Here is a 15,755-nt window from a genome sequence, read left to right on the forward strand (position 1 = left end):
CCTGCCCCAGCCGCCTCGCGCGTGCGCCGCGCGTGCCAGGGCCGGACGGTCCGCGCGACCGGCTGAGCCTTGCCCCGCCCGCGCTGCAAGGGGCGCTGGTGGCCCTGGTCAGCCGCGACACCTCGCACCTGGTGCTCGACGATGCGCAGCGGCTGTCGCACTTCCCGGCCTCGCCGCTGGTGACCTTGTCGTGGTATCACGGCGTCGATATGGGCCTGGTCGACGCGCGCGGCTGGCAGGCTTTCGGCGCCCGTGTCGTCGTCTCGGGCAGCCAGTCGCATCCAACCGTCAGCTGGGCGCCGACCACCGGCCGCGGCTACATGGCCTGTTTCGCGCCGGATGTGGCGCAGCAGTTGTTCGGGCTGGATCCGGCCACGATCCAGGACCGTTTCGTACCGGCGCAGGCGGTGATGGATCCCGAATGGACGCCATTCTTCGACGCGCTGCTGGGCGCCGCCGACGACGCGGCGGTCATGGCGGTACTGACGGCTTTCCTGGGCGAGCGCTGGCGCATTGCCCAGGGACGCGCGTCGACCCGGCCTTCGCTGCGCCAGTTCGGACGGCATTGGGTGGAGCAGCTGGCCTGGCGAGCGCACGAGTGGCGACGCACGGCCGGCACGCGCCAGGTGGAGCGGCGCATTAAATCCTTCAGCGGCCGGTCGCTGCGCCAGTGGCAGGCGATCACCCGCACCGAGGGATTGTTCTTCGCGGCGCGCGAGCGCTACGAGCAGGGACGCAGCTTCGACTGGGCCACGCTGGCGCAGGACGAAGGCTTCGCCGACCAGGCGCATATGAGCCGGGCCGCCAAGCAGATTACGGGATTCGCGCCGACCGAGTTCGCACAGCGATTTATCGAGGACGAGTCGTTCTGGATCTATCGGCTGTGGATTTGAGGCCGCGCCTCAGGGCTGCGGTTTGCGCTGGAAAATCCGGTCCGGGCGCAGCAGGATCATGAATCCAGCAATGATGCCGAAGACGACAGGTATGTCGTCACAGGCAAAAATGCCGTTCACCACCAAAAACCATACCGCCACGGCGGCGATCCCCGCCGACAGGCCAATTCTTTCAATCCACCGCATTCACACCCCTGCTACCGAAACACCACGCCTGGACGATCTTGTTTTCGTTATTCGCCAGTTAAGAGATGCGTATTCTGACAGTAATTCATGTCTAAAAATCCTCAGATCGTCACATCTTGAACAGATAAGTTCACCGAAGCGGGTCAACTCCTGGGCGCAGGCAGTTGTTGCTCAAGTACTAACGTGCTACGCTGCCTTCCGATGCCGCCCGAAGAGCGGCCGATACGACACTCGAGGAGACCAGGATGTGGAAACAAACTCTGCTCGGCGCATTGCTGCTGTGCTCGCTGGGCCAGGCTGCGGCCCAGCATGACGGGGCGCCGATGCCCCAATACGATAGCGTGCTGGCCAGCTCGCTCGGCGCGGACGAACGGGGTATGCGTCCCTACGTGTTCGTGATCCTCAAAACCGGGCCCAACAAGGTCCCGGAAGGCGCCGAACGCACCAAGATGTTCCAGGGCCACTTCGCTAACATGGCAAGGCTGGCCGCGGAGAAGAAACTGGTCCTGGCCGGCCCGCTCGACGGCGTCGACGGCCGCCGCGGCATTTTCGTGTTTGCCACGCCGGATATCGACGAAGCGAAAAAAATGGTGGCGACCGATCCGGTGATCGTCAATGGCGAGATGGTGGCCGAGTATCACAAGCTGTACGGTTCGGCAGCGCTGATGATGGTGAACGACGTGCACAACAAGATTCGCAAGAAGTAGCCCGATACAGAGTTAGGGGCTGCTTCGGATCCAAAGCAGAAACGGCCAAGAGTCTGTAATCGGCCAGAAGCGGCCTTTACCGAAAGCAAATTTCCCCAACCTGATGTTGCCGCTCCCCTTCATTGAACGTTTCGCCCCTTTGAATCGAATTGGTCGCATTGTTATCGCTTTGATGATGGCAGCAAGCGCTGTCCCAGTGCTTGCGTGTGGACCAGCGGCCCCACAAGACTATGCGAAGACAGAAAAGCGTGTCCGCGAACGATTCAATAGCGTCGATTCGGTAGTGATCGCTACTCTCCTCAATGTTGAGCAGGTAAAAAAGATTGATATGGAAATCGAGCTAGTGGGCGAAAAGTCAACCTTCAGGATTGATCGCGTATTTAAGGGGCGCGCGAAGCCAGGCGACAAGCTGATCCTTAATACTTACAGTACTTGTGCTAATTACGTTGTAGAGAAATGGGATGGCCCCAACGGCCCGATTATTTCATCACGGCGTTGGCTGATTTACCGAAACCAGTCAGAGACCCAGATGCCGCGTCACGATCTGGCACAACCGATTGATATTGCCGCGTACGACATCAAGGTGCTACCCAGTCTCGTTGCAGGACGCTCCAATAAGCTTCGCTAGCATGGCGAAAGTCAGTTAAAAGAATGCCAAAGAATGTCTGGTTCGGGTCGCTCGATAACCAACGTACTCGTATCCCGTTTGGCCAACACCCGGACAGACATTCCACCACATCAGAACAGGTCGAGCTGTCCCGTCGCATTGCCGTTCTGCTTGCCCGGCGTCGGCGGCACGATCAGCGGCCGCCGGAACTGCGAGGTGTCGAGCCTGCCAAAGCGTCCACGCAACTCGGTCATGCCCAGCCGTTCGACGGTCTTGTAGAAACGCTGGCGTATCAGATCCGCCCACACGCCCTCCCCCTGCATGCGCTTGGAGAAATCGCTGTCGTAATCCTTCCCTCCCCGCATGTCGCGGATGCGGTTCATCACACGCTGGGCGCGGTCGGAGAAATGCGCCTGCAGCCATTCCTGGAACAGCGGATTGACCTCGTGCGGCAAGCGCAGCACCACGTAATGCGCACCGGTCGCGCCCGCATTGAACGCGGCTTCGAGAATGCGTTCGATCTCCGGCTCGGTCACAAAAGGAATGATGGGCGCCACGCTCACGCTGACCGGAATGCCTGCCTCGCTCAGGGTCCGGATGGTGCGCAGGCGCCGCTCCGGCGCAGCCGCGCGGGGTTCAAGGGTGCGGGCAATGCGCGGATCGAGCGTGGTGAGGGTCACCGCCGCGCAGGCCAGGCGCTGCTCGGCCATCGGCGCCAGTAGATCGATGTCGCGCTCCATCAGCGAGGATTTGCTGATCAGGCCCACCGGGTGGCGGCACTCGTACAACACTTCCAGCACGCGGCGCGTGATCTTCAGCTCCCGTTCGCAGGGCTGGTAGGCGTCCGTGTTGACGCCGAGGGCGATGTTCTCCGGCACATAGCCCGGCCGGGCCAGTTCGCGCCGCAGCAGGTCGGGCGCATTGACCTTGGCGAACAGGCGGCTTTCGAAGTCCAGCCCCGGCGACAGGCCGAGGTAGCTGTGCGTCGGCCGCGCGAAGCAATAAATGCAGCCGTGCTCGCAGCCACGATAGGGATTGAGCGAGACATTGAAGGGAATGTCCGGCGAGGTGTTGCGCGTGAGGATGCTCTTTGCGTATTCATCGGTGACGACCGTCTTCACCGGCGAGGCCTCGCCGTCTTCCTCGTCCCAGCCGTCGTCGAAATGCTCACGGCCATTGACCTCGTAGCGCCCCTGCAGGTTGGACACCGCACCGCGTCCCTTGCGCGCAGCAGGCGGCAGCGGCCCGAGCATCGGCTGCTCGTCCACGGGTTCTCTCCGGATCGGCGGTTTGGGGTCGGACACGGCTGGCTCCATACTGTATATTTATACAGTATGTTACGCCGTTCTCAGGCTCGACTCAAGTGCGGGTCGTAGGCGGCCTGTTGCTGCACAAAGCCGCCGAATGCGTCCAGCAGCGCCTGGTAACGCCCTGCATCGCCTTCCAGTTGCCCAAGAGCCAGCGCTGCCGCCTCCAGGCTCGACAGCTGGTGCGGCGCATGCGCCTTGCGGATGCGGTAATTCGACGGCGCCACGTCCATCAGGGCCAGCCGCGGCAGGCGCTGCAAGACGGGATTCAGGTAGAGCATCTTGCGGCTCTTGCGCCAGGTGGCATCCAGCACCACCAGGCGCACTTGCGCGGCCGGCAAGGCTTGCCAGGCGGGCGGCGCCGGCAGCAGCGGGTCATTGGCGGTGTCCGGATACAGCAGCACCGGCGTGCGCGCATCCGCATGCAGCAGCGCGTCGAGCTGCGCGGCATCGAAGGCCTCGCCGACCGCCAGCGCGCTGCCGGCCACGCTCAGGTGCAGCAGGCGCGCGCTGTTCTTGGCGTTGTGGACTTCCAGCGGATGCTGCAGCACCAGCAAAGCGGCCTGAGTATGCACCGGCGCGATCCAGCGGCAGATGCAGGCGGAGGCGGGGCGCAGGCAGGCGGCGCAGGTCGGGCGTTTGACGGCAGGCTGGTTCATGGGGCGGCGGTATAAGGCCGCGATTGTAGCGCAGACACGTGTTCAGGGCACCGGCGTCCAGCCGCCTCCCAGCGCCCGGTACAGATCGACGTGGGCCGCCAGCAAGCTGGCGCGCAGCTGCAGCACGCTCAGGTCGGCGTTGAAGGCGTTGCGCTGCGCGTCCAGCTCTTCCAGGTAAGACGCGTAGCCGTTGGCGTAGCGGTTGTGCGCGACCCGCAGCACCTCGTTGGCGGCCACGCGCCGCTTTTCCGCTTCCTCCAGCTGGCGCCGCAGTCCCTGCATGCCGGCCAGCGCGTTCTCGGTTTCGGCGAAGGCGGTGCGCACCACGTTCTCGTAGGCATAGACAGCGCGGTCGCGCGCGGTACCCGCGATCTCGGCCTGGGCGCGCAGGCGGCCCGCATCGAAGATCGGGGCCAGCACGCTGCCGCCGATGCTCCACAAGTCCACCGGCGATTGCAGCAGGCCCGGCAAGGTGCGCCCTGCCACGCCAAGCGAGGCATTCAGGCGGATCGCGGGCAGCAGCTGGTCGCGCGCGGCGGCCAGGCCGGCGTCGGCGGCGGCCACCAGCTGTTCGGCCTGGGCGATGTCGGGACGGCGCCGCAGCAGTTCCGATGGCAGGCCGGGGCCAGGAACAGGCATGCGCAGCGCCGCCAGTCCCGCGCCGCGCGCCACCAGTCCCGGGCTCGCGCCCAGCAGCAGGTTCAGGGCCTGTTCCTGCTGGGCGATCGCGCGCTCCAGCTGGGGAACGGCGCCGGCGGTGGCGTGCAGCTCGGCCTCGGCCTGCGACATCTCCAGGCGCGAGCTGTAGCCGACGTCGAACTGGTGCCGGGCCAGCGCGAACGAACGCTCGCGTGAGGCCAGGGTGGCGCGGGCCAGCGCCAGCTGGGCGTCCAGGCCCAGCAGATTGAGGTAGCCCGACGCGGTGCTGGCCGCCACCGCCAGCGCCGCCGAGTCCAGCGCGGCCTGCTGCGACTGGGCCTCGAAACGCGCCGCCTGGGTGGTAGAGGCGAGGCGTCCGAACAGGTCGAGTTCATAGCTGGCCTGCGCGCTGCCCACCAGCGACGTCGATTCCACCGGCTCGCCGAAGGGACCGATGGCGCGCGCCCGCGTCGGCGCGAAAGCCAGGTTCAGTGCCGGCAGGCGCGCGCTGTCCGCCACCCGCACCCGCGCCTGGTATTCCTGCAGGCGGCTGCGCGCGATCTTCAGGTCGCCGTTGCTGTCGAGCGCGCGGCGCACCAGCGCATCGAGGGCCGGGTCGCCGAAGGCGCGCCACCAGTCACGCTCCACGCTGGCGGATGCGGCGGGCGCCTGCGTGCGCCAGGCTTGCGGCAGGTCCAGGGACGATACGGGCGCCGGCTGCGGCGCCATCGCGCAGGCCGCTAGCAGCACCGGCGCCAGCGCCAGGCAGGAATAGCGCAGCTTCATCGCGCTTCCTTTGCCGCGGAAGCGGTATCGATGGTCGCCACCACCGACATGCCGGGGCGCAGCCGCTGCGCGAGCGGCTGGTTGGCGTCGATGCTGATGCGCACCGGGATGCGCTGGGCGATCTTGACGAAGTTGCCGGTGGCGTTGTCGGGCGCGATCACCGCGAATTCCGAGCCGGTGGCCGGCGAGATGCGCTCCACATGGCCGCGAAGCTGCGCATCGTTGAGCGCGTCGACCGTGAAGCTGACCGGCTGCCCAAGGCGCACGTCGGCCATCTGCGTTTCCTTCATGTTGGCGATCACCCACAGCTGCTTCGGCACCAGGGCGGTGAGCTGGGCGCCGGCGTTCACGAAGGCGCCCTGGCGCACCGCCACCTGCCCCAGCTGGCCGTCGCGCGGCGCAAGGATGCGGGTGTTGGCCAGGTCGATCTCGGCCAGCTTGACGGCCGCCTCGGCGCTCGCCACCGCCGCCTCCAGCGAACCGCGATTGACGTCGACCGAGCGCTGGTTCTGGCGCGCGATCTCCAGCGCCGCCCTGGCCTGGTCGCGCGCGGCAAGCGCCTGCGCCTGGGCCGCGCGCGCCTGGTCGCGCTCGCGCGCCGACAGAGAGCCGTCCTGCGCCAGTTCCTCGACCCGGCGCAGGTCGGCCTGGGCCTTTTTCGCCTGGGCCTCGCTCGACGCCAGGGCCGCCCTGCCCTGTTCGATGCTGGCCTGGGCGCTGCCGCGCGTCTGCGCATAGTTTTCCAGCGCCGCGCGGCGGTTGGCCAGCTCGGCGCGCGCCTGCGCCAGGCGCTGGGACGGAATGCGGTCGTCGATGCGCATCAGGAGTTCGCCCTGGCGCACCTGCTGGAAGTCCTGCACCAGCACCTCGACCACGTAGCCGGACAGCTGCGGACTGATGATGGTCACCTGGCCCCGCACGAGCGCGTTCTCGGTACTCTGCAAGGCGCTGCGGAAAGGCGGCAGGCGCCAGGCATAGAGCACCAGCAGGACGCCGACCAGCGCGACGGCGCCGAAGATGAGCGCGCTGAGCAGGATCTTGCGCGGCGGCCGGGCCGCCGTGGAGGGAGTGGTGGAAGGTTCTGGCATATCAGTCGGTCACGGGTTCGGGTGGCGGCGCGGCGCCGGGCGGCGGGGCCGCCGGGACGGGCGTGGGCGCCGGGTAGTAATGCAGCCACAGGGCGTGCAGGAAGATCCATGCGGCGCTCACGGTGGCCAGGATGGCAAGGACGAGGAAGACGTCGTTGTAGGCAAGGATGTTGGCTTCGCGCGTGGCGCTGCCCGACAAGGCGGCGAGGCCCTGGCGGGTGCGCGCCTGCGGATCGGCGATGCTGCGCGCGGCCACGGCGGCGCCCTGCTGGATGCGGGCGGCGACCATCGGATCGAGCGAGCTCAGCTGTTCGACGATCACCGAGGAATGGAATTTCTCGCGCACCACCTGGAAGGTGCCGACGATGGCAGAACCTAGCAGGCCGCCCAGGTTCTGCGTCAACCCGAACAGCACCGAGAAGCTGATCAGGTTGGCCGGATTGCCGATCACGGTGCCGATCAGGGAAATCACCGAGGGCCCGATGAACAGGGTGCTGCCGAAGGCGAGCAGGCTCTGGCTCAGGTACATCTGCTCGGGCCGCGTCTGGCTGGTGGCGTGGGCGTCGAGCCAGGCCCCCGCCGCCATGAACAGCAGCGAGATCACCTGCGGCGCCATCAGGTGCTTGACGTTGACCGTCAGCGCCGAGACCGCGATGCCGGCGACGGTGGCGCCCAGGACGATGGCGTACAGGGTCTGCAGCTGGTCGTTGTCCATCCCCACCGAGCGCAGGAAACCGACCGCGCCCACGCTCTGCTCGGACAGCACGATGCGCACCAGCACCAGCGACAGCAGCAGGCGCGCAATGTTGGCGTTGGTGAGCCAGCGGATATTCAGCAGCGGATTGGCGCGGTTGTGCTCGACGCAGACGGCGGCGGCGAGCAGCACCAGCGAGACCGCCAGCGCGACGCCGAGCCAGGGCTGCTCGAACCACCACAGCACGCGCCCGAAGGTCAGCACCACGCACAGCAGGGCCACGCCGGGCGCGAACAGGGCGAAGGTGACGAAGTCCATCGGCCGGAAGGCCTTGATGCGGTCGCCCGGCGGCAGCTTGAGCAGCAGCACGGCGGCCAGCGAGACCACGGCCAGGCCCAGCTCGAAGAGGTAGAGGCCGCGCCATTCGGCGATCTGCAGCAGGTCGTTGGAAAAGATGTACGCCAGCGGCAGCGCCAGCTGGGCCGCGCCGAGCGACAGCGCCACGCCCTTCAGGCGCCATTCCTTCTTGAAGGCCTGCAGCGTGTAGTAGAGGCCGAGCGGCGTCACGGCGGCGCCCAGCATGCCGTGGGCGGCGCGCACCGCGATCGCGGAATTCAGGTCGTTGACGAACAAGTGGGCGAAGGTCACCAGCGCATACAGCACCAGGAAGAATTCGGTGAACAGGCGCAGGCCGAACTGCTGGCGGAATTTCACCAGCAGCAGGTTCATCGAGGCGTTGGTCATGACGTAGGCGACCGGCAGCCAGTTGGTCTCGGTCGAATAGGCGCCAAGCACGCCTTGCAGGTTGACCAGGTTGACGACCACCAGAGCATTGCCGAGGCCGCCAGTGATGGTAACGAGGATGCCGACGAAGAGGTAGGCGAAGCGCAACGGCGTCGGGTGGGCCGGCGTGGACGGCGAGCCGGGCAGCATCGGCTTTTCGTCGGGGGCCCACTGACGCGGCGCGTACTTGCTCATGCGTTCTCATCCTTCGCGCGTTTCTTATTCTTTGCGCATGATAACCGCTCAGAAAAAACCGCGTCGGACGCCCGGCTGTTAATTCACTAAGGGATAAGCGAAAGGAATAGCACTTTTTGCCACACGCAAAAATTTAGCACCAGAGTTGCCGAAACGGATATTGCTCTGCCTATCCAGCCTGCCTAGAATCAATTTATTCCATGCGGAAATTGTTCCGTATCGGCAGCTGTATAGAGTTCATATGTTGAGAGCACGTCTGTCTGTCCGTAGCTTGTTTTCCGGCTTAGTTAGCGCGCTGGCCATCGCGCCCGCCATCGCCTTCGCGCAGGAGATGCCGCTCGACTACCGGATGAACGAACACATCATCAAGGTGCCGGCCGGTCCGCAGCACCAGGCGATGCTCGAGACCACCGTGTTCCAGCCGAACGGCCCCGGTCCCTTCCCCCTCATCATCATCAACCACGGCAAGGATCCCGGCCGCCCCAGCCTGCAGCCGCGCGACCGCTTCTACCACATGGCCAGCGCCTTCGTGAAGCGCGGCTACGCGGTGCTCGTCCCGATGCGCCAGGGCTTCGCCAACTCGACCGGCCGCTACGCCGAGCACGGCTGCGACATGACCGCGAACGGCTACAGCCAGGCCGCGGACATCCGCGACACCCTCGAGTTCGCGCGCCAGCAGCCCTGGGTCGACAAGGACCACATCGTGGTCGCCGGCCAATCGTACGGCGGCCTGGCCACGATCGCCCTCGGCGCCCAGAAACTGCCGGGCGTGCGCGGCCTGATCAACTTCGCCGGCGGACTGCGCGACGACAGCGACCGCTGCGCCTGGCGCTCGCAGCTGGTGTCGGCCTTCGCCGAATACGGCAGCAAGAACACGGTCCCGACCCTGTGGATGTACGGCAAGAACGACTCGCTGTTCGGCCCCGACCTGGCGCAGCGCATGCACGCCGCCTTCGCGCAGGCGGGCGGGCGCGGCCGCCTGGTCGAATTCGGCGCCTTCAAGCGCGACGCGCACGGCATGCTGGCCAGCCGCGACGGCGAGAAGGTGTGGCTGGACGACACCGAGAAATTCCTGGAGGAGGTCGGCATGCCGACCGCGGTCGTGCATGAGGTGCCGCCGCCGCCGAGCCCGGCCAAGACGGATTACGCGCGCGTCGACGACATCGACGCCGTGCCCTACCTGTCGGAGCACGGCAAGCGCGCCTACCGCGACTACCTGACCAAGATGACGCCGCGCGCCTTCGCCGTGTCGCCGAGCGGCGCCTGGACCTGGGCCGAGGAAGGCGAAGACCCGGACGGCCGTGCGCTGGCCACCTGCAGCGCCAAGAGCACCCAGCCCTGCCGCCTGTACTCGGTCGACGACTATGTGGTCTGGAGCGGCGAACGCATCGACGCCGCCGAGAAGGCTGCCGCCACCGCCTCGGTCACGCCGCAGCAGGCCGCCCCCGGCTCGGCGCCGACCACCTCGGTCGGCAGCACCACGCGCTGACCAGCACGCTTCCGCCTGTCAAGCCCGCCGCGCACTGTTTTCGTGCGTGCCGGGCCGCAAGCTCGCGCCCAGGCGACATAGCGCAAACCTCCCTGCCCCGCCTGCTCCGACAATGTGGCTGACGTCTCATTGATCGGAGAAGCACATGTTGCGCCTTTTACAAGCCTGGCCCGCTTCGCTGCTGGCTGCGCTCCTGGCCGCCCTGGCCGCCTGCTGCGCGCCGGCTGGCGCCGCCAACAACGATCCCGTGATCCTGGTCCATGGCGTGCTCGGCTTCGGCCCTGACGACTATCCGCAAAGCGGCTTCAACTACTGGGGCGGCTATGGCGACATCGCGCGCCACATGCAGGTCTACCGCGGCCCGCGCAACGTGTTCGCGGCGGCGGTCGGGCCGATCAGCTCCAACTGGGACCGCGCGGCCGAGCTCTACGCGCAGATCAAGGGCGGCTGCGTCGACTATGGCGCCAGCCACGTGAAAAAATACGGCACGCCGGGCCAGGTGCAGAAGCCGCCCGGCAAATGCTGGGCCGCCGATCCGGGCAACAATCCGCAGGGCTACCCGCTGGCGCTGTATCCGTCCTGGGACGCCCGGCACCCGATCCACATGATCGGCCACAGCCAGGGCGGCACCACCATCCGCGCGCTGGTCGAACTGCTGGAGCATGGCTCGCCCGAGGATGAAGGCGACGGCGAGCTGTACCGGGGCGGCAAGCTCGGCTGGATCCGCAGCGTGACCACCATCTCGGCGCCGCACAACGGCACCACGCTCAGCGACGCCGTGTTCGACATCGCGCCGAGCCTGCGCACGCCGCTGCGCGAACTGCTCGCGCACCGGGCGGCGCAATGGGAACTGGCGCCGGACGGTGCGCGCGAATTCAACCACTGGGCGCGCACCTCGCCGCACGTCTATTACTACTCGGTGGGCACCCTGGCCACCGAGGCCGGCAGCTGGTGCTGCAACGACACCGACCGCTTCGTCGCGCCGGTCCAGACCATCGCCTTCCAGTATCCGCGCGCCGACATGATCCCCTACTTCAAGCTGTTCGCGGGCGAGTGGATCGTGCCGTCGCCGCTGCAGCGCGGGATGGGCGGCTACACCCAGGACGGGCCGGGAAGGCAGCGCATCGACAGCGACTGGTTTCCCAACGACGGCGTGGTCAACACGGTCAGCATGCGCGCGCCGAACGGCCACCCGGCGCGCGACTACGACGGCAGCTCGGCGCGGGGAAGCTGGAACTACCTGGGGACCTGGAAAGGCTACGACCACTTCGACATCCTGAACTGGCCGAACAAGGGGCCGTCGGCCGATCCCTTGTACGAGAAGATCAGCGACATCATTTTTGCGTTGTAGCGCCCGAGGCAGCCGGACAGCCTCGGGGCGCTCAGTGCACGCTGCGCAGGCTCCGCGCCAGGTCCGACAGCCGGTAAGGCTTGGCGACAAAGGCGAAGTCGCCCAGCTTGCCGCGGTCCAGCTTGAGGGCCGGCTGCGGATAGCCGGAGGCCAGCATCACCTTGACGTGCGGATAGTGCTCGCGCGTGTAGGCGGCGAGGTCGATGCCGTTGATCCCGTCCGGCATGACGATGTCGGTGAACAGGATGTCGACATCGCGGCTGGCCAGCGCGTTCATGGCTTCCCGGCCGCTGGTGGCGGTCATGACGTCGTAGCCCATGCTCATGAACAGTGAGGACGCCACGTCCAGCAGGTCGGGTTCGTCCTCGACGATCAGGACGGTCTCGGTGTCGGCCTTGCTGTAGTCATGGTCGTGGGTGCCGGCGGCCGGCAGGTAGATCGCGATGGTCGTGCCCTCGCCCTGCCTGCTGCGGATCACGACTTCGCCGCCCGACTGCTTGATGAAGCCGTACACTTGCGACAGGCCCAGGCCCGTGCCCTTGCCCACTTCCTTGGTGGTGTAGAAGGGCTCGAAGGCGCGCGCCACGGTCTCGGGATCCATGCCGGTGCCGGTGTCGGTCACCGTCAGGCGTACGTAGTCGCCGGCCGGCAGGTTGCCGACCTCGCCCTCGGCCAGGGTGGCGTTGGCGGTGGCGATCTCGATGCGGCCGCCGTCCGGCATGGCGTCGCGCGCGTTCACCACCAGATTGAGCAGCGCCGACTCGAAGCGCGCCGCGTCGATCACGGCGTTGCGCACCATCGGGTCGAGCCGCACCTCGAACAGGATCGAGGAATTGCCGGCGCGCCGCAGCACCGATTCGAAACCGGTGATCAGGCGGTTGACATTGCGTGTTTCGGGCTGCAGCGGCTGCTGGCGTGCGAAGGCCAGCAGCTGCTGGGTGAGCGTGGCGCCGCGGTCGATCGCGCGCCGCATGCTGTCCAGGGTCTTGGCGTCGCTGCCGTGCTGGCGCTGCATGGACAGCACTTCCAGGCCGCTGGCCAGCACCGACAGCAGGTTGTTGAAGTCGTGGGCGATGCCGCCGGTGAGCTGGCCGATCGATTCCATCTTCTGCGCCTGGAACAGGGCGGCTTGCGTCCTGTCCAGCGCCTCGGCGGCCTGCTTCTTCTCGGTCAGGTCGCGCGTGATCTTGGCGAAGCCCAGCAGCTCGCCCTGCTCGTCGCGGATGGCGTCCACCACTACGTGGGCCCAGAAGCGAGTGCCGTCCTTGCGCACCCGCCAGCCCTCGGACTCGTAGCGCCCGGCCTGGCCCGCCGTGCCCAGCGCGCGCGCCGGCACCCCGGACAGGCGGTCCTCGTCGGTATAGAAGCGCGAAAAATGCTGGCCCACGATCTCGTCGTAGGAATAGCCCTTGATGCGCTCGGCGCCCACGTTCCAGTTGGTCACCACGCCCTCGGGCGAGAGCATGTAAATGGCGTAGTCGGTCACGCCCTGCACCAGCAGGCGGAAGCGCTGCTCGCTCTCGCGCAGGGCCTCTTCCGCCTTGCGGCGCTCGGTGACGTCGCGGGTGATCTTGGCGTAGCCCAGCAGGTTGCCGTGCTCGTCGTAGATCGGGTCGATCACCACATGGGCCCAGAAGCGGCTGCCGTCCTTGCGTACCCGCCAGCCTTCGGCCTCGAACTTGCCCTGCTCCAGCGCCTGCTTCAGGGCGCGCTCCGGCAGTCCGGATTCCCGGTCCTCGGGCGTATAGAAGCGCGAGAAGTGCTTGCGCAGGATCTCGTGTTCGACGTAGCCCTTGAAGCGCTGCGCGCCGGCGTTCCAGCTGGTGATATGGCCCTGCGGATCGAGCATGTAGATCGCATAGTCGCTGATGCCGGCAACCAGGTATTGCAGCCTTTGCTCATCGCTCATCGCGTGCTGGGCGGGGGACGACATACTGTCCATATGAAAGAGTACTTCCTGAAAAGATGGACCTAAAATGATCCTATCATACTACCGCTCATCCATATCCGCCCACGCGCCTGGCGCCCCCTCGGCTTGTAAAGACGCGGCATGGGTTTGTAAAGCGACGGGCGGTTTCACGTTACAATACCGCTCTGTTAGTCCAGCTCCTTTCCCCCAGGCACTATGACCCAGGCAGCACCCGCACAACTCGACTTGTCCGCCTGCGATCAGGAACCGATCCGCACGCCAGGCAGCATCCAGCCGCACGGCTTCATGCTCACGCTCACGCCCGACCTCGTGGTGGCCCAGGCCAGCGCCAACCTGGCGCAATGGACCGGCTACGCCGCCGATGAGGCCGCCGGCCAGCCGCTGGCGCGGATCGTCGGCGAGGCCGCGCACGCGCGCCTGGCGCCGGAGCTGCTCGACGGCGCCCTCGGCGAGCGTCCGCTCTACCTGGGCACCGCCACCCTGGCGAACGGCGCCCATTTCGACGTGCTGGCCCACCGCTGGGATGGGCTGGTGATCGCCGAGTTCGAGCGCGTCGAGCGCTCGCAGCCTGCCGATTTCCGCCACCTGTACCCCCTGATCAGCGATTTCCTGGCCAAGGCCAACCAGCACGCCTCGATCCCGGCCCTGACCGAAGTGGCCGCGCGCCACGTGCGCTCGGTCACCGGGTACGGCCGCGTGATGATTTACCAGTTCGACACCGACGGCCACGGCCGCGTGGTGGCCGAATCGAAGGACGACGGCTACGAGTCCTACCTCGGCCAGCACTTCCCGGCGAGCGATATCCCGGCCCAGGCGCGCGAACTGTACCGGCTGTCGCCGATCCGCCTGATCCAGGACGCCAACTACCAGCCGGCGCCCCTGGCGCCGGCCCGCAACCCGGTGACGGGCGGGCTCAACGACCTGTCCTTCGCGGCCCTGCGCAGTGTCTCGCCGGTGCACCTGCAGTACATGCGCAACATGGGCACCCTGGCCTCGATGTCGGTGTCGCTGATCGTCAAGGGCCAGCTGTGGGGACTGATCTCCTGCCACAACGCCGCGCCCTGCCCGGTGCCGGTCGAGAAGCGCACCGCCTGCGAGCAGCTGGGGCAGATCCTGGCGCTGTGCATCGAGTCGCGCGAGGACGCGGCCGAGCTGCAGTTCCGCCTCGAAGTGCGGCGCGTGATGGTGGAGCTGCTCGGCCACCTGACCAAGGGCACGGACTTCCTCGAGAACATGAGCGGCGTCTTCCCCGAGCTGCTGCGCTTCGCGCGCGCCGGCGGCGTGGCCATCGTCGCCGACGACCTGATCATGACCTATGGCGACACCCCGGACGAGGACGCGATCCGCGCGCTCTCGACCTGGCTGGCGGTGCAGGGCCATACCGAGGTCTATCACACCAATCACCTGGCCGCGAGCTATCCGCCGGCGAAGGCGCTGACGCGCTGCGCCAGCGGCCTGCTGGCGCTGCCGATCTCGCGCATCCACAAGCATTACCTGCTGTGGTTCCGCCCCGAGCTGGTGCAGACCATCGAATGGGCCGGCAACCCGCATGAGAAAGAAGCGCGCCCTGGCGCCCCGACCCAGCTGTCGCCGCGCCAGAGCTTCGCCACCTGGCGCGAGACCATCCACGGACAGAGCCTGCCCTGGCACAGCGCCGAGATCGAGCTCACGGTGGAATTCCGCTCCGCCCTGCTGGGCATCGCGCTCGAGCGCGCCGAGCAGATGGCCGAGCTGGCCGAGGAACTGGGCCGCGCCAACAAGGAACTGGAAGCCTTTTCCTACTCGGTCTCGCACGACCTGCGCGCGCCGCTGCGCCACATCGTCGGGTTTTCCGACCTGCTGCTGGAAGCGGGCGGGCTGGACGACGCCGACCGCCGCCAGCGCTTCCTCAGGAACATCAAGGAGTCGGCGCGCCTGGCCGGCAAGCTGGTCGACGACCTGCTGTCGTTCTCGCAAATGGGCCGCGCGGCCCTGCGCCCGACCACGGTCGACATGAACGACCTGGTCTCGGCCTGCATCGACAAGCTCGGGCTGGAGATCGGCCAGCGCAACGTCGACTGGCATATCGACCACCTGCCCGCGGCCTGGGCCGACCCCAGCTTCCTGCACCTGGCGGTGCTGAATCTGCTGTCGAACGCGGTCAAGTTCACGGCTGGGCGCGATCCCGCCGTGATCCGCATCTGGGCCGAGGACGGCGAGCACGAAACCGTGTTCCACGTCGCCGACAACGGCGCCGGCTTCAACATGGACTACGTGCACAAGCTGTTCGGCGTGTTCCAGCGCCTGCATCGCATGGAGGACTTCCAGGGCACCGGCATCGGCCTGGCCAACGTGCGCCGCATCATCGAGCGCCACGACGGCCGTGTCTGGGCACAGTCCGTCCAGGGCGAAGGCGCGACCTTCTCCTTCAGCATTCCGAAACAAACTCCCAATCCGTAAGG

13 protein-coding genes are annotated in these 15,755 nt (G+C 67.0%); 6 read left to right on the forward strand and 7 right to left on the reverse strand.

Annotation, left to right across the window (positions count from 1 at the left end):
• Positions 1 to 32: 32 nt before the first annotated feature.
• A complete protein-coding gene (locus tag KBW95_RS13695) occupies positions 33 to 893 on the forward strand; it encodes an AraC family transcriptional regulator (RefSeq protein ID WP_373888800.1) in 861 nt (286 codons plus the stop codon).
• 9 nt (positions 894 to 902) lie between these two features.
• Here the strand turns inward: KBW95_RS13695 and KBW95_RS13700 are convergent, their stop codons facing one another.
• Positions 903 to 1,079, reverse strand: coding sequence for a hypothetical protein (locus KBW95_RS13700; protein WP_211525625.1), 177 nt, complete (start codon positions 1,077 to 1,079; stop codon positions 903 to 905).
• A gap of 245 nt (positions 1,080 to 1,324) precedes the next feature.
• On the opposite strand from KBW95_RS13700, the gene KBW95_RS13705 reads away from it, so the two are divergent.
• Both KBW95_RS13705 and KBW95_RS13710 read left to right on the forward strand, forming a co-directional pair.
• Positions 1,325 to 1,786, forward strand: coding sequence for a YciI family protein (locus KBW95_RS13705; RefSeq protein ID WP_211525626.1), 462 nt, complete (start codon positions 1,325 to 1,327; stop codon positions 1,784 to 1,786).
• A gap of 103 nt (positions 1,787 to 1,889) precedes the next feature.
• A complete protein-coding gene (locus KBW95_RS13710; RefSeq protein ID WP_211528517.1) occupies positions 1,890 to 2,414 on the forward strand; it encodes a hypothetical protein in 525 nt (174 codons plus the stop codon).
• Positions 2,415 to 2,524: 110 nt separating this feature from the next.
• On the opposite strand, the gene KBW95_RS13715 is transcribed toward KBW95_RS13710, so the two are convergent.
• From KBW95_RS13715 to KBW95_RS13735, 5 genes are all read right to left on the reverse strand, one after another.
• A complete protein-coding gene (locus KBW95_RS13715; RefSeq protein ID WP_211525667.1) occupies positions 2,525 to 3,646 on the reverse strand; it encodes a PA0069 family radical SAM protein in 1,122 nt (373 codons plus the stop codon).
• 95 nt (positions 3,647 to 3,741) lie between these two features.
• Positions 3,742 to 4,359: a tRNA-uridine aminocarboxypropyltransferase gene (locus KBW95_RS13720; protein ID WP_211525627.1), complete on the reverse strand. Its 618-nt coding sequence runs from the start codon at positions 4,357 to 4,359 to the stop codon at positions 3,742 to 3,744.
• Positions 4,360 to 4,401: 42 nt separating this feature from the next.
• Positions 4,402 to 5,784 (reverse strand): efflux transporter outer membrane subunit, encoded by a 1,383-nt coding sequence (locus tag KBW95_RS13725; RefSeq protein ID WP_211525628.1) that lies wholly within the window; start codon positions 5,782 to 5,784, stop codon positions 4,402 to 4,404.
• Positions 5,781 to 6,872, reverse strand: coding sequence for an HlyD family secretion protein (locus KBW95_RS13730; protein WP_211528518.1), 1,092 nt, complete (start codon positions 6,870 to 6,872; stop codon positions 5,781 to 5,783). Before KBW95_RS13730 ends, KBW95_RS13725 begins: the two co-directional genes overlap by 4 nt.
• Before the next feature lies 1 nt (position 6,873).
• Positions 6,874 to 8,544 (reverse strand): MFS transporter, encoded by a 1,671-nt coding sequence (locus tag KBW95_RS13735; protein WP_211528519.1) that lies wholly within the window; start codon positions 8,542 to 8,544, stop codon positions 6,874 to 6,876.
• A gap of 241 nt (positions 8,545 to 8,785) precedes the next feature.
• Here KBW95_RS13735 and KBW95_RS13740 point away from each other — a divergent pair, with 241 nt between their 5' ends.
• Complete coding sequence (locus tag KBW95_RS13740) at positions 8,786 to 10,033, forward strand: dienelactone hydrolase family protein (protein WP_229429743.1); 1,248 nt, start codon at positions 8,786 to 8,788, stop codon at positions 10,031 to 10,033.
• Between the two features lie 145 nt (positions 10,034 to 10,178).
• Complete coding sequence (locus KBW95_RS13745) at positions 10,179 to 11,384, forward strand: triacylglycerol lipase (protein WP_211528520.1); 1,206 nt, start codon at positions 10,179 to 10,181, stop codon at positions 11,382 to 11,384.
• Between the two features lie 31 nt (positions 11,385 to 11,415).
• Here the strand turns inward: KBW95_RS13745 and KBW95_RS13750 are convergent, their stop codons facing one another.
• Positions 11,416 to 13,317, reverse strand: a complete 1,902-nt coding sequence (locus KBW95_RS13750) for a PAS domain-containing sensor histidine kinase (protein WP_307727651.1) — start codon at positions 13,315 to 13,317, stop codon at positions 11,416 to 11,418.
• A gap of 192 nt (positions 13,318 to 13,509) precedes the next feature.
• Here KBW95_RS13750 and KBW95_RS13755 point away from each other — a divergent pair, with 192 nt between their 5' ends.
• Positions 13,510 to 15,753, forward strand: coding sequence for an ATP-binding protein (locus KBW95_RS13755; protein ID WP_211528522.1), 2,244 nt, complete (start codon positions 13,510 to 13,512; stop codon positions 15,751 to 15,753).
• The last annotated feature ends 2 nt before the right edge of the window (positions 15,754 to 15,755 follow it).

Origin of the sequence: Massilia sp. ZL223 (assembly GCF_018119395.1) — a bacterium.
Taxonomy (GTDB): Bacteria; Pseudomonadota; Gammaproteobacteria; order Burkholderiales; family Burkholderiaceae_D; genus Telluria.

Excerpts from the sequence above, each read along its gene's own strand:
- KBW95_RS13720 (WP_211525627.1), bottom strand. The coding sequence starts at position 4,359 with ATGAACCAGCCTGCCGTCAAACGCCCGACCTGCGCCGCCTGCCTGCGC.
- KBW95_RS13755 (WP_211528522.1), top strand. The coding sequence starts at position 13,510 with ATGACCCAGGCAGCACCCGCACAACTCGACTTGTCCGCCTGCGATCAG.
- KBW95_RS13750 (WP_307727651.1), bottom strand. The coding sequence starts at position 13,317 with ATGTCGTCCCCCGCCCAGCACGCGATGAGCGATGAGCAAAGGCTGCAA.
- KBW95_RS13715 (WP_211525667.1), bottom strand. The coding sequence starts at position 3,646 with ATGCTCGGGCCGCTGCCGCCTGCTGCGCGCAAGGGACGCGGTGCGGTG.
- KBW95_RS13735 (WP_211528519.1), bottom strand. The coding sequence starts at position 8,544 with ATGAGCAAGTACGCGCCGCGTCAGTGGGCCCCCGACGAAAAGCCGATG.
- KBW95_RS13740 (WP_229429743.1), top strand. The coding sequence starts at position 8,786 with ATGTTGAGAGCACGTCTGTCTGTCCGTAGCTTGTTTTCCGGCTTAGTT.
- KBW95_RS13745 (WP_211528520.1), top strand. The coding sequence starts at position 10,179 with ATGTTGCGCCTTTTACAAGCCTGGCCCGCTTCGCTGCTGGCTGCGCTC.
- KBW95_RS13730 (WP_211528518.1), bottom strand. The coding sequence starts at position 6,872 with ATGCCAGAACCTTCCACCACTCCCTCCACGGCGGCCCGGCCGCCGCGC.
- KBW95_RS13710 (WP_211528517.1), top strand. The coding sequence starts at position 1,890 with ATGTTGCCGCTCCCCTTCATTGAACGTTTCGCCCCTTTGAATCGAATT.
- KBW95_RS13705 (WP_211525626.1), top strand. The coding sequence starts at position 1,325 with ATGTGGAAACAAACTCTGCTCGGCGCATTGCTGCTGTGCTCGCTGGGC.
- KBW95_RS13700 (WP_211525625.1), bottom strand. The coding sequence starts at position 1,079 with ATGCGGTGGATTGAAAGAATTGGCCTGTCGGCGGGGATCGCCGCCGTG.
- KBW95_RS13725 (WP_211525628.1), bottom strand. The coding sequence starts at position 5,784 with ATGAAGCTGCGCTATTCCTGCCTGGCGCTGGCGCCGGTGCTGCTAGCG.